This is a genomic window from Streptomyces sp. NPDC027962 (genome assembly GCF_055566095.1).
In genome coordinates this window covers 54829-67714 of the sequence record NZ_JBVHTA010000014.1, presented here as the reverse complement: position 1 = coordinate 67714, position 12886 = coordinate 54829, and the positions used below count along the sequence as shown (strand labels likewise).

14 protein-coding genes are annotated in these 12886 nt (G+C 70.7%); 11 read left to right on the top strand and 3 right to left on the bottom strand.

Annotation, left to right across the window (positions count from 1 at the left end; genetic code table 11):
* Position 1: 1 nt before the first annotated feature.
* On the top strand, positions 2-706 hold the full coding sequence (locus ACZ4SA_RS15835; protein WP_468274415.1) for a cation efflux transmembrane domain-containing protein: 705 nt from the start codon (positions 2-4) through the stop codon (positions 704-706).
* Between the two features lie 115 nt (positions 707-821).
* On the top strand, positions 822-1127 hold the full coding sequence (locus ACZ4SA_RS15830; RefSeq protein WP_468274413.1) for an Rv3488 family transcriptional regulator: 306 nt from the start codon (positions 822-824) through the stop codon (positions 1125-1127).
* On the opposite strand, the gene ACZ4SA_RS15825 is transcribed toward ACZ4SA_RS15830, so the two are convergent.
* Together ACZ4SA_RS15825 and ACZ4SA_RS15820 are read right to left on the bottom strand one after the other, a co-directional pair.
* Positions 1128-1283: a hypothetical protein gene (locus tag ACZ4SA_RS15825; RefSeq protein WP_468274411.1), complete on the bottom strand. Its 156-nt coding sequence runs from the start codon at positions 1281-1283 to the stop codon at positions 1128-1130.
* 26 nt (positions 1284-1309) lie between these two features.
* Entirely contained in the window at positions 1310-2581 is a 1272-nt protein-coding gene (locus ACZ4SA_RS15820) for an APC family permease (protein WP_468274409.1), read from the bottom strand.
* Positions 2582-3218: 637 nt separating this feature from the next.
* On the opposite strand from ACZ4SA_RS15820, the gene ACZ4SA_RS15815 reads away from it, so the two are divergent.
* The 8 genes from ACZ4SA_RS15815 (at position 3219) to ACZ4SA_RS15780 (ending at position 10412) form a co-directional block, all read left to right on the top strand.
* Positions 3219-3788 carry an SRPBCC family protein gene (locus ACZ4SA_RS15815; RefSeq protein WP_468274406.1) on the top strand — a complete coding sequence of 190 codons (570 nt, stop codon included), beginning with the start codon at positions 3219-3221 and terminating at the stop codon, positions 3786-3788.
* 251 nt (positions 3789-4039) lie between these two features.
* Positions 4040-4495 (top strand): MauE/DoxX family redox-associated membrane protein, encoded by a 456-nt coding sequence (locus ACZ4SA_RS15810; RefSeq protein ID WP_468274404.1) that lies wholly within the window; start codon positions 4040-4042, stop codon positions 4493-4495.
* 329 nt (positions 4496-4824) lie between these two features.
* Positions 4825-6399, top strand: coding sequence for a radical SAM protein (locus ACZ4SA_RS15805; protein WP_468274402.1), 1575 nt, complete (start codon positions 4825-4827; stop codon positions 6397-6399).
* Positions 6396-7202 (top strand): class I SAM-dependent methyltransferase, encoded by an 807-nt coding sequence (locus ACZ4SA_RS15800; RefSeq protein ID WP_468274400.1) that lies wholly within the window; start codon positions 6396-6398, stop codon positions 7200-7202. Before ACZ4SA_RS15805 ends, ACZ4SA_RS15800 begins: the two co-directional genes overlap by 4 nt.
* A 295-nt stretch (positions 7203-7497) precedes the next feature.
* On the top strand, positions 7498-7983 hold the full coding sequence (locus ACZ4SA_RS15795) for a hypothetical protein (protein ID WP_468274398.1): 486 nt from the start codon (positions 7498-7500) through the stop codon (positions 7981-7983).
* A 176-nt stretch (positions 7984-8159) separates the two neighbouring features.
* Positions 8160-8861, top strand: a complete 702-nt coding sequence (locus ACZ4SA_RS15790) for a Crp/Fnr family transcriptional regulator (RefSeq protein ID WP_468274395.1) — start codon at positions 8160-8162, stop codon at positions 8859-8861.
* 91 nt (positions 8862-8952) lie between these two features.
* Positions 8953-9525 (top strand): redoxin domain-containing protein, encoded by a 573-nt coding sequence (locus ACZ4SA_RS15785; RefSeq protein WP_468274393.1) that lies wholly within the window; start codon positions 8953-8955, stop codon positions 9523-9525.
* Between the two features lie 5 nt (positions 9526-9530).
* Positions 9531-10412, top strand: coding sequence for a cytochrome c biogenesis CcdA family protein (locus ACZ4SA_RS15780; RefSeq protein WP_468274391.1), 882 nt, complete (start codon positions 9531-9533; stop codon positions 10410-10412).
* 93 nt (positions 10413-10505) lie between these two features.
* Here ACZ4SA_RS15780 and ACZ4SA_RS15775 read toward each other — a convergent pair whose 3' ends face one another.
* Complete coding sequence (locus ACZ4SA_RS15775; protein WP_468274389.1) at positions 10506-10928, bottom strand: MerR family transcriptional regulator; 423 nt, start codon at positions 10926-10928, stop codon at positions 10506-10508.
* A gap of 425 nt (positions 10929-11353) precedes the next feature.
* Here ACZ4SA_RS15775 and ACZ4SA_RS15770 point away from each other — a divergent pair, with 425 nt between their 5' ends.
* The gene (locus ACZ4SA_RS15770; RefSeq protein WP_468274585.1) at positions 11354-12844 is read left to right on the top strand and encodes a SulP family inorganic anion transporter; all 1491 of its coding nucleotides are present in this window, start codon (positions 11354-11356) and stop codon (positions 12842-12844) included.
* The last annotated feature ends 42 nt before the right edge of the window (positions 12845-12886 follow it).

Below are 12886 nucleotides of genomic sequence, written 5' to 3'. Positions count from 1 at the left end.
CATGACCGCCGAGATGTCGATGTCCCTCGGCCCCTCACCGGCCCGTCGTGACGCGCTCACCCGCCGGATACGGCTGCTGGTCGCGGCCACGATCACCTACAACCTCGTCGAGGCGATCGTCGCCCTCACCGCGGGCACCCTCGCCTCTTCCACCGCCCTGATCGGCTTCGGCCTCGACTCGGTCATCGAGGTCTCCTCCGCCGCCGCGGTCGCCTGGCAGTTCTCCGCCTCCGACCACGCCGTCCGCGAGGCCCGCGAGCAGCGGACCCTCCGTATCATCGCCGTCTCCTTCTTCGCGCTCGCCGCGTACATCACCTTCGACGCCGTCCGCGCGCTCACCGGCACCGGCGAGGCCGAACGCTCCATCCCCGGCATCGTCATCGCCGCACTCTCCCTCGCCGTCATGCCGTTCCTGTCCGCCGCCCAGCGCCGCGTCGGCCGTGAACTCGGCTCCGCCTCCGCGGTCGCCGACTCCAAGCAGACCCTGCTGTGCACCTACCTGTCCGCCGCGCTGCTGGCCGGGCTGGTCCTCAACGCCACCCTCGGCTGGTCCTGGGCCGACCCCATTGCCGCCCTGGTCATCGCCGCCATCGCCGTGAAGGAAGGCCGCGACGCCTGGCAGGGCAAGGGCTGCTGCGCGACCACGGCCGCCGGTACCGAGACGGACGCGTGTGGCTGCCGCCCCGGCTGCGACTGCTGCAGCTGACCGCCTGCCAAGCGCGAAGCGGGCCCCGGCATCACGCCGGGGCCCGTCTGGTGTGCTCGGGACGGCTAGGATCGAGAACCGATATCGGTTTCGTCACTGCCGGAGGTGGGCCAGGGTGCGGGAGTTCCAGCGGGGCGCCGTGCGGCTGCACATCCTGCATCACGCGGCCGAGGAGGAGATCCACGGCGCGTGGATGACCGAGGAGCTGGCCTCCCACGGCTACCCGATCAGCCCCGGCACGCTGTATCCGACGCTGCACCGGCTGGAGGCCGACGGGCTGCTGGTCTCCGAGCAGCGGGTCGTCGACGGCCGCACCCGGCGCGTCTACAAGGCGACCGAGGCCGGGAAGAAGGCCCTGGCGGAGGACCGCCGGGCGCTGGCGGAGCTGGCCCGCGAGGTCCTGGCCGACGACGCGCCCTGATCAGTCGCGTGTCGTCGCCCCGGCCAGGACCGCGGACTGCGCCCGGGCGAGGCGGGCGTCGAGAGAGTGGGCGCCGGCGCCGACGATGAGCAGGAAGAGGCTGCCGCACGGCTGTGCGAGGTCGGTGCGTGATTCGTGCGGCCCGGCCGTTCCCACCGGGCTGGGGAACGACCGGAAGGGGGTCAGCCCCGCGCGGTGAGGGCGCGACGTACTGCGTAGACGGCGGCACCCAGAGCGATCACCCCGGCCCCGGAGACGACCGACGGCACGGGCAGGGCGAAGGCCAGGACGAGACAGCCGGCCAGTCCGGCGGCGGGGATCAGGCGGTGGGGGCGGCCCTCGTCGGGCGTGAGGGTCCAGGCGGAGGCGTTGGCGACGGCGTAGTAGACCAGGACCCCGAAGGAGGAGAACCCGATCGTCCCGCGGACGTCCCCCGTCGCGGCGACCACGGCCACCACGGCGCCGACGAGGAGCTCGGCGCGGTGGGGAACCTTGAAGCGGGGATGGACGGCGGCCAGGGCGTGCGGCAGGTGTCGGTCGCGGGCCATGGCCAGGATGGTGCGGGAGACGCCGAGGATCAGGGCGAGCAGGGAGCCGAGCGCGGCGACGGCCGCACCGACGCGGACCACGGGGACGAGCCATGCGGCGCCCGCGGCCCGTGCGGCATCCGACAGCGGGGCGGCCGCCTCGGCCAGCCCGTCCGCGCCCAGCACCATCAGGACGGCCACGGCGACGAGGGCGTAGACGACCAGGGTGATGCCCAGCGCGATCGGGATCGCCCGCGGGATCGTGCGGGCCGGGTCGCGTACCTCCTCACCCAGGGTGGCGATGCGCGCGTACCCGGCGAAGGCGAAGAACAGCAGGCCCGCCGCCTGGAGCACCCCGCCGACCGTGGCGTCGGAGCCGACGTCCAGCCGGGCCGCGTCCGCCGCACCGGAGGTCAGGGCTGCGACCACCACGGCGGCGAGCACCGCCAGGACCACGGCCACGACGACCCGGGTCAGCAGCGCGGACTTCTGCACCCCGGCGTAGTTCACCGCCGACAGCGCCACCACCGCCGCGACCGCGACCGCGTGCGCCTGCCCGGGCCACACGTACGAGCCGACGGTGAGCGCCATAGCCGCGCAGGAGGCGGTCTTGCCGACCACGAACCCCCACCCCGCCAGGTAGCCCCAGAAGGCCCCGAGGCGCTCGCGGCCGTACACGTACGTGCCGCCCGACGCCGGATACCGGGCCGCGAGCCGCGCGGAGGAGGTGGCGTTGCAGTAGGCGACCGCGGTGGCAAGCGCCAGGCCGATCAGCAGCCCGGAACCGGCCGCGCGCGCCGCCGGGGCGAGCGCCGCGAAGATCCCGGCGCCGATCATCGATCCCAGACCGATCACGACGGCATCCGGCACCCCCAGCCGCCGGTGCAGTTCGTCCGGCATCCCGGCGGCGGGCGATGGCTTGCTCATGAGTTCACTCCTCGGCCACAGCCGGTCCTACGGACTCCGATATCGGGAGACGATATATGAGCCGGTGATTGCCGCTGGACGGGGAACGACGCTCCGGCTTGTCCACCGGCCGCAGGGGTGGGCAGGACGCGGACGTTGCGGTGCTGCTCGGCGGCCTGCCGGCGCAGGAGCCGGTTCTCTGCCACGGCCTGGTGCAGTGCTCCGACGAGGGCTTCGTTGTCCTCACGCAGTTGGCGAAGCTCCTCGGCATCCGCGGCGGGCAGTTCCTTGAGCCTGCGGATCCGCCGGCGCGGCCGTCGCTCGCTGCCGGGGATGTCTCCGCGTGCACGGACTTTCTCGTAGAACTCGTTCGCGGTCGGCGTCGTGCTGGGCCCTGTCCATCGGAGACTTGTAGACGAGTCGACGACAGAGCCCCGCGGGAGTCCGGCGCGGATGCGCTGAGCGCGTTCGCTGATGTCCACGTCTCCGCGCCCGGCCGGGCACGTGGGCCGACCTTGCTTCACCCGCGACAGGTACTGCGCTCACGGTAGACGGCCTGCCCGAGGGGCGAAGGTGAGCGCGCTTACCGTCACGCGGACGCGTTGCCCGTAGCGTCGTTCCTGGAAGCCGGACCGGCGCGCGGAAGAGGGAGCGGGACATGACGTGGCTTGCGAAGCTGGTGGGCGTGGCCGCGCTGGGCGGCGCCGCCGCGGGCGGATATCTGGGGCTGGTCACCGGGGCACTGCCGCTGGATGTGGGCGTGGGCCGGCGGACCCGGCCGCTGGGGCCGCAGGTGGTCGGTATCCAGGCCCCTAAGGAGCTGGTCTTCGACGTGATCGCGCAGCCCTATCTCGGGCGGGCCACCCGGGCGATGCGTGAGAAAGTGAGGGTTCTGGAGCGCGGTGCCGACATGGTTCTCGCCGCGCACTCCACCCCGGTGGCCGGCGGCAGGCTGACGGCCGTCACCGTCGAGACCGTGCGCTTCACCCGGCCCGAGCGGGTGGACTTCCGGCTGGTGCGGGGACCCGTCCCGCACGTCGTGGAGTCCTTCCTCCTCACCGACGACGGGGCCGGAACGTGCCTGGTGTACGAGGGAGAGCTGGGCACGGACCTGTGGGGACCGGGGCAGCGCTGGGGCGCGGCGGTGGCCGCGCACTGGGAGGAGACGGTCGCCGCCTCGCTGGCGTCGGTCAAGAAGGAGGCGGAGCGGCGCTCGGCCCTCCGGTAAGGCACGGGATGCTGTGGAGCGGCCCCGGCGGGGCCCACCCCCAGGGCACGCCTCCACGACGGTCACGACCGTCCCGAACCGGGCGGACACCTGGGCCGACTCCACGCCGATGGCGCCGCCATCTCCTGGAACACCGGGGGCTCGGCGGTACTCGTACACGGCTTCGTACGGACGATCGTGCCGCGAGCCGGGTGGCTGGTCGGTGAGCGCGCTTACAGTTCTCGCGCCGCACCGGGGCCTACGTTCGGATCATGGTGCTGAGGATCGTGCTGGGCGCGGTGTACACGGCGATGGCCATCGGCCAGCTCGCCTCCTTCGGCCGCATGCCGGCCATCCTGTCCGCGTACGGGCTGGTGACCGGCAGCGCCGCGACCGCACTCGCCGCCGTCGTGATCGCAGGGGAGCTGGTGTGCGGCATCTGGTTCCTGGCCCGCCCCCGCTCGAAGGCCCTCACGCCGGTATGGGTGTACGGCGCGGTGTCACTGGTGTGGTCGCTGCTGGCCGTGCAGGCGTACGCACGCGGGCTGGAAGTGGCCAACTGCGGCTGTTTCGGGATCTACCTGACCCAGCGGCTCGGCTGGCTCGTCCTGCTCCAGGATGCTCTCACCCTGTTCTACGCGTGGCTGCTGCTGCGCCAGGCCCGCAGGACTCCCGCCCCTGAGCGAGCCGATCGCACGGAAGTGAGCCGTCATGCCCGCATCCCGTGAGTGCGCCGGCCTCGGGGGATCGTGGCCGTCGTGGGCACCGGGCCGCTGCACGGTGGTGTGCTGCGCGGGCCCGCTGCTGCCGGCCGGGCGGGGCGCTCGGCGCCGTCGGCGGCGCTCTGCGCAACCCGTGGCAACACGGTCGGTGCGCTGGTTCCGGTCGCCTCTGCCGGCTATGCCCTGCGGTGCCGGGCGCGACGGCGCCGCGGCGCCGGACCGGAGGACTGCTGCCCGACCGTCCCGGAACCGCCCCCGCCACAGACAGAGGACACCCCCGGCCGCGACGCGCGGTGAAACGGCTGCAGCCACCCCCTGGAAGAGGAGTTCCCCCTATGACTCAGGCACCGGCGCCGCGGCGCAAGGTGGACCGGGACGAGGTGTTCCTGGAGTTCACCAAGTCCATCTGCCCGATGTGCAAGACCTCCGTGGACGCCCAGGTCAACATCCGCGACAACAAGGTCTACCTGCGTAAACGCTGTCGCGAGCACGGTGAGTTCGAGGCGCTGGTCTACGGGGACGCGGAGGAGTACCTGTCCTCGGCCCGGTTCAACAAGCCGGGCACCATCCCGCTCACCTTCCAGACCGAGGTGAGGGACGGCTGCCCGTCCGATTGCGGGCTGTGCCCGGAGCACAAGCAGCACGCGTGTCTCGGCATCATCGAGGTCAACACCGGCTGCAACCTGGACTGCCCGATCTGTTTCGCCGACTCCGGCCACCAGCCGGATGGTTACTCGATCACGCGCGAGCAGTGCGAGCGGATGCTGGACGTCTTCGTCGAGAGCGAGGGCGAGGCGGAGGTGGTGATGTTCTCCGGCGGCGAGCCCACCATCCACAAACACATCCTCGACTTCATCGACCTCGCCCAGGCCCGCCCGATCAAGAACGTCAACCTGAACACCAACGGCATCCGCCTGGCCACCGACAAGACCTTCGTCGGCGAACTCGGCAATCGCAACCAGGTCGCGGGCCGCTCGGTGAACATCTACCTCCAGTTCGACGGCTTCGACGAACGCACCCACCTGGAAATCCGCGGCCGTGACCTGCGTACGTTCAAGCAGCGGGCACTGGACAACTGCGCCGAGGCCGGGCTGACCGTCACCCTCGTCGCCGCCGTCGAGCGCGGCCTCAACGAACACGAACTCGGCGCGATCATCGAATACGGCATCGACCACCCCGCCGTCCGCTCGGTCGCCTTCCAGCCGGTCACCCACTCCGGCCGGCATCTTGCCTTCGACCCGCTCAACCGGCTGACCAACCCCGACGTGATCAAGCTGATCAATGAGCAGAGGCCGGACTGGTTCGCCAAGGGCGACTTCTTCCCCGTTCCGTGCTGCTTCCCGACCTGCCGCTCCATCACCTATCTGCTTGTCGACGGCGAGCCGGGCAACCGCACCATCGTGCCCATCCCGCGGCTGCTGAACGTGGAGGACCACCTCGACTACGTCACCAACCGCGTGATGCCCGACGCCGGGATCCGCGAGGCCCTGGAGAAGCTGTGGTCGGCCTCCGCTTTCATGGGCACGACCACGACGGAGGAGAAGCTGCGGGCGGCTGCCGAGGCCCTGGACTGCGCGGACTCATGCGGCATCGACCTGCCCGAGGCCGTGAAGGACCTGAACGACAAGGCGTTCATGATCGTGGTTCAGGACTTCCAGGACCCGTACACACTCAACGTCAAGCAGCTGATGAAGTGCTGCGTCGAGGAGATCACCCCCGACGGCCGGCTCATCCCGTTCTGCGCGTACAACTCGGTCGGCTACCGCGAACAGGTCCGCGCGCAGATGTCCGGCGTACCGGTCTCGGACGTCGTACCCAACGCGCTGCCGCTCGCCGACCGTCTCACCGCAACCCCGTACGGGTCGAAGACCGCCACCACCCCGATCGGAGCAGGGGAGTCCCCGTCATGACGCAGCCCCCCACCGGCGAGGAGCTGAAGGCATGTTGCGCCGCCGCGTACTCGTCCGACATCGTCGCCCTGCTGCTCGGCGACTCCTACCACCCCGGCGGTACCGCCCTGACCCGGCGCCTCGCCGACGTCCTCGCCGTGGCCCCGGGGGCACGTGTTCTCGACGTCGCTTCCGGACGCGGCACCACCGCCCTGCTCGTCGCCGATGCCTACGGCGCACAGGTTGACGGGGTGGACTACTCCGCCGCCAACACCGCCCTCGCCCAGGGCGCCGCCCAGGCTGCCGGGCTCGCCGACCGGGTGCGCTTCACCACCGGCGACGCCGAGCAACTCCCGTACCCCGATGGCGTCTTCGACGCGGTCATGTGCGAGTGCGCGCTGTGTACCTTCCCGGACAAGGCGCAAGCGGCGGCCGAATTCGCCCGCGTCCTGAAACCCGGCGGCCGACTGGGCATCACCGACGTCACCATCGACCCCGACCGCCTCCCGCCCGAACTCACCGGACTCGGCGGCCGTATCGCCTGCGTCGCCGACGCCCGGCCGCTGGACGAGTACACAGAGCTCCTGGCTGCCGCGGGCCTGCGCACCCTGCGTACCGATCGCCACGACGAGGCCATGCTGCGCATGATCGACCAGATCGAGGCGAGACTGAACCTGCTGCGCATGACCGCCGTGGACAAGCTCACCGCCGCCGGCGTCGACCTCGACGCCGCCCCCGTCGCCCTCGAAGCGGCTCGTACGGCCGTGGCGGACAGTGCCCTCGGCTATGTCCTGCTGAGCGCGGAGAAGGACGGGGACGCCTGATCGCCTGTGGCTCCGCGGCGCCGTTCGTCAGGCGCCGCCGCCCGCGTCCCTGCTCCAGCAGCCCCGGCGGGTACCAGTGGGCAACTGGACGCGCTGCCCGGTGGGCCGCACGCCGGCTGTCGCGCGGATGCCGGCCGCCGCCGATGCCCAGCAGTCGCGTCCGCCGGGTTTCGTGTGCCGTGGTGTGGTGGTCTACCGGTGCGTAGGTAAGGGCGGTCACATACCTGTCCACGCCATGCGTCCTAGCGTCAGTGGCGAAAGCACCGGAGCGAACACACCGGATGGGATGATCAGTATGGCCACCGCAGCAGATGTATCCCCCAAGACCGCCGCCGTCCCGGTCCACGCCGTGTGGGGTGCCGCGGCCGGACTGGTCGGCGGAATCGGATTCGGGATCTGGATGTCGGTCTCCCGGCCGATGATGGACACCGCGATGATCACGATGGTCGCGGGCCTGCTCGGCTCCACCAACGCGTTCGTGGGCTGGCTGATCCACCTCGCGATCGCGCTGGCGGCCGGCACGGTCTTCGGCGTCGTGTTCGGCCACCTCGCGCAGCGGCTCGCGCCCGCTGTCGCCCTCGGCCTGGTCTACGGCGGGGTGTGGTGGTTCCTCGGAGCCCTGTGGATCATGCCGGCCAACATGGGCATGCCCGTCTTCGAATGGAACGACGTCACCGCCTCCAGCCTCGGCGGCCACCTCGTCTTCGGCCTCCTGGCCGGACTCACCTTCTCCTGCATCGCAACGATGGCAGACAAGCGGACCGGCCGGGCCACGGGATGACACCGCCATCACCGGCGTCAACACCTGGTCCCGGCGCACCGTTCCGGGGTGCTGGACCTTTCCTCGGTGCCCCGGAGCACTACTGTCTGGCCGACAGCGCGGGAGCGCTGGCCAGCCCGCCGTGGGGATCCGTGCCTCCGCCGTGGGCACCGGGACGACGCGAGGAAACACACCACATGACCCACACCGGTGACGACACCGAGAAGACCTGGTGCATCTCCGAGGTCGACATCTTCCGCGACCTGAACGAGGCGGAGATGGACGCCATTGCCGCCGCGGCTCCGATGAAGGCCTACAGCGCCGGCGAACTGCTGTACTCACCTTCCCAGCCCTCCGAGGTGCTGTTCATCCTCAAGAAGGGCCGCGTCCGCATCTTCCGGGTCTCCGCCGACGGCCGCGCCCTGACCTGCGCGATCATCAGCCCGGGCACCATTTTCGGCGAGATGGTCCTCCTCGGGCAGAGGATGTACGACAACTTCGCCGAGGCCCTCGACGACGTCACCGTCTGCGTCATGAGCCGCGCCGACGTCCATCGCTTCCTGCTGACCGACGCCCGCATCTCAGCCCGCATCACCGAGATTCTCGGCCGCCGCCTCACCGACCTCGAACAGCGCCTGTCCGACAGCGTCTTCAAGTCCGTGCCGCAGCGCATCGCCACCACCCTGCTCACCCTCGCGGCCGAGACCCGGCCCAGGGTGCTCGGTGCACGAAGCCCGCAGATCGCGCTCACCCACCAGCAGATCGCCGCTCTGGCGGGTACCTCCCGGGAGACCACCACCAAGGTGCTGCGTGACTTCGCCGACCAGCACCTCATCCGCCTCGCCCGGGGCCGCATCACCGTCCTCGACCCGCAGCGCCTTGCCGATCACGCGGGCTGACGTCACCGAACCGTAAGCCACCAGGACCGCACCCAACTCGTCCGCACGGCCTACAGTTCAGCCGACCCCGACCTCCAGGAGCGACCAACCCATGCGTGCCCGCCTCATCCTCCCCGGCCTCGTGGCCGCCACCGCACTCACCCTGGCCGGCTGCGGCAGCGACGACGGCGCCTCCCCCCGCGGCGCAGCGGATACGGCCGCTCCGGCGGCCTCCGGCTCCTCCGCGCCGGCAGGCGGGCAGTCCGGGGCTTCAGCGGTACCCGAGGCGCTGCGCTTCACCGGCACGACCGTGGACGGCCGGCCCTTCGACGCCGCGACACTGGCGGGCAAGCCCACCGTGCTGTGGTTCTGGGCCCCGTGGTGCCCCACCTGCAAGGCCCAGGGACCCGAAACCGCCAGGGTCGCCGCCCAGTTCCGCGGCAAGGCGAACGTGATCGGGGTGGCCGGACTCGACAAGCCGCAGGCCATGAAGGACTTCGTCACCGACACCAAGGTCGGCGCCTTCCCGAATCTGTCCGACGAACGCGGGGAGATCTGGAAGAAGTTCGAGATCACCCAGCAGAGCTTCTACGTGGTCCTCGACAAGGACGGCAAGACCGTCTTCACCGGAAGCCTCCCGGCCGGCAAGGGGCTCGCCGACAAGATCAGCCCGCTCGTGGGCTGACCGCCGTGTCGGACCTGCCTCTCGCCCTGGCTCTGACAGCGGGCATGCTCGCCGCCGTCAACCCCTGCGGCTTTGCCCTCCTGCCCGCCTATCTCTCCCTGCTCGTCCTCGGCGACGACACACCCACCCGCACCGCGGCCGTCACCCGCGCGCTGACCGCGACCACCGCCATGACCGCCGGATTCGCCGCCGTGTTCGCCCTGTTCGGCCTCGCCGTCGCGCCCGTCGCCGGCCAGGTCCAGCATCATCTGCCCTGGTTCACCATCGCCTTCGGCCTCCTCCTGGCCGTAGCCGGCGGCTGGCTGCTGGCCGGACGGGACCTGCCCACCCTGCTTCCGAAACTCCGACGCGCCCCCACGGTGACCCGTTCCGTGCCGTCGATGGCCCTGTTCGGCGCCGCCTACGCCATCGCGTCCCTCGGCTGCACCATCGCCCCCTTCCTCGCCATCGTCGTCTCCGCCTTCCGCAGCGGCTCAGCTCTCGAAGGTGCCTTCCTGTTCACGGCGTACGCGGCCGGCATGGGTCTGGTCGTCGGCGTCGCCGCCCTGTCCGTCGCCCTCACCCGAACCGCCCGCGTACGCCGGCTGCGCCAACTCGGCTCCGTCGCCTCGCGCCTCGGCGGCATCCTGCTTCTCCTGGTCGGTTCCTACGTCGCGTACTACGGCTGGTACGAGATCCGAGTCCTGCGCGACGCCCGGACCAGCGACCCCGTCATCGAGACAGCAGGCACCGTCCAGCAGTTCATCGCCGGCCTGCTGGACGGCATCGGCATCCCCGTGATCGCCGCGGCCTTCGCCGCGCTGCTGCTCACTGCCGTCACGCTGCGCCGCCGCCGACAGCGCCAAGACCGTGCGCAAGTACCGGACGGGCCGCGCCACCCGGCCTGACGACGGCAGCGTCACAAGCGGCTCTGCGCGGATGCCTGAAAGGCTGCGAAGTCCCGGCGGCATGCGGAGAACGCCATTGGCCGGCCGGCGAATTCATCTCCTTCGGGTTCCGGCGTCGATCGCGTCGGGTTCCAGGCGTGTGCGGAGGGTGGTGGCGAAGTCCTCGGCGCGGGAGAGCTGGACGCGGAGCTTGTCGATCTGCTCGATGGCAGCCTGTTCGTAGCTGCGGACGCGCTCCAGAAGGGCTTCGCGCTCGTCGGCGTCGAGGCCGGTGTCGGCGTCGAGGCGGTCGGTGGCGTCCAGGAGGTCGCGCATCTGGTCGAGAGTGAAGCCGAGGGGCTTCATGCGGCGGATGACCATGAGCCGCTGCACGTCGGTCTCGGTGTAGAGGCGGAAGCCGCCCTGGGAGCGCGCGGAGGGGACGACCAGACGGGTCTCCTCGTAGTGGCGGATCGTGCGCAAGGACAACTCGGTCCGTGCGGCGACCTCGCCGATCTGCATGTGCTTGCCGTCCACGCCCGTGATCCTCTGGCCTCTCTCGCTGCTGTCAGCGGGACCGCGTAGGGCGCCGCCGATCACTACTCTAACGTTAGGGTAGAGTTGTTGTCGGTGAGGGCGGCGTGCCGCTGCCCCGCCATTGCCGTGTCGGGGCCGATGGTGCCCCCGGCGAAGTTCCGATTGTTGCAGGAGAGAAGCGTGCGCGAGCCCACGACGCCCGCCGCCGCCTGCCCGCCGTGACGCTCGGCCCCCGGACGTGAGCCCGGCCGCGCCCTCGGGCAGGTCCCCGCTCCCTACTCCGATTTCCGGCCCGCGTCTTCACGGGGCCGTCCGCGGGGTGCCGACCCGGCCACCTCGCGTTCTTCCCGCACGCCTCGCCCTGCCGAACGGTGCGTGCCCGAGCACGACAGGTTCCGTCCCCCTTGTCTTCTGTTGCTTCCGTTCTGTCCCCGGCCGCGCGCCTGCGCGGCCTGAAGCCCGACTGGCTGAACGATCCGAAGGTCTGGCGCACCGAGGTGCTGGCCGGCCTGGTCGTCGCCCTGGCCCTGATTCCCGAGGCGATCTCGTTCTCGATCATCGCCGGTGTCGACCCCGCGATCGGCTTGTTCGCCTCCTTCACCATGGCCGTGACCATCGCGATCGTCGGCGGCCGACGCGCGATGATCTCCGCTGCCACCGGTGCCATCGCCCTGGTCATCGCGCCGCTGAACCGTGAGCACGGTCTCGGCCACCTGATCGCCGCGGTTGTCCTGGCCGGCGTCTTCCAGGTGATCCTCGGCGCTCTCGGGGTCGCCAAGTTGATGCGCTTCATTCCCCGTTCGGTGATGGTCGGTTTCGTCAACTCCCTGGCCGTTCTGATCTTCATGGCCCAGGTCCCCGAGATGAGACACGTTCCCTGGCCGGTGTATCCGCTGATCATCGGTGGTCTGGTGCTGATGGTGTTCTTCCCGAAGATCACTACTGTCGTCCCCGCCCCGCTCGTCTCGATCGTGATCCTGACCGTGATCACCGTCGGCGCGGCCATCGCGGTGCCGACCGTCGGCGACAAGGGCGCCCTGCCCTCCTCCCTGCCGGTGCCCGGTCTGCCGGACGTTCCCTTCACCCTGGACACGCTGGCGACGATCGCGCCGTACGCGTTCGCGATGGCGCTGGTCGGGCTCATGGAGTCGCTGATGACGGCCAAGCTGGTCGACGACATCACCGACACCCACTCCAACAAGACCCGCGAATCGATCGGCCAGGGCATCGCCAACATCGTCACCGGCTTCTTCGGCGGCATGGGCGGCTGCGCCATGATCGGCCAGACCATGATCAACGTGAAGGTCTCCGGCGCCCGCACCCGGCTGTCCACCTTCCTCGCCGGCGCGTTCCTGATGGTCCTGTGCATCGTCTTCGGCCCGGTCGTCTCCGACATCCCCATGGCCGCCCTGGTCGCCGTCATGATCATGGTGTCGTTCGCGACCTTCGACTGGCACTCCATCGCCCCGAAGACACTTCGTCGCATGCCCGCGGGCGAGATCGTCGTCATGCTCGTCACCGTCGTGTGCGTCGTGGCGACGCACAACCTCGCCATCGGCGTCGTGGCCGGCTCCGTCACCGCCATGGTCATCTTCGCCAAGCGTGTCGCCCACCTCGCCGAGGTCACCGCGGTCACCGACCCCGACCACACCACCGTGGTCTACCGGGTCACCGGCGAACTGTTCTTCGCCTCCTCCAACGACCTCGTCGGCCAGTTCAACTACGCAGGCGACCCGAAGAACGTCATCGTCGACCTGTCCGCCGCACACATCTGGGACGCGTCCTCCGTCGCCGCCCTCGACGCCATCGAGACCAAGTACGCCCAGCGCGGCAAGACCGTCGAGATCACCGGCCTCAACACCCCCAGCGCCCACCTCCACGGCAAGCTCACCGGCGAACTCACCGCCGGCCACTGACGACACCGCACGCACCTCGGAGGACCCCCGGCACCGGTCCGG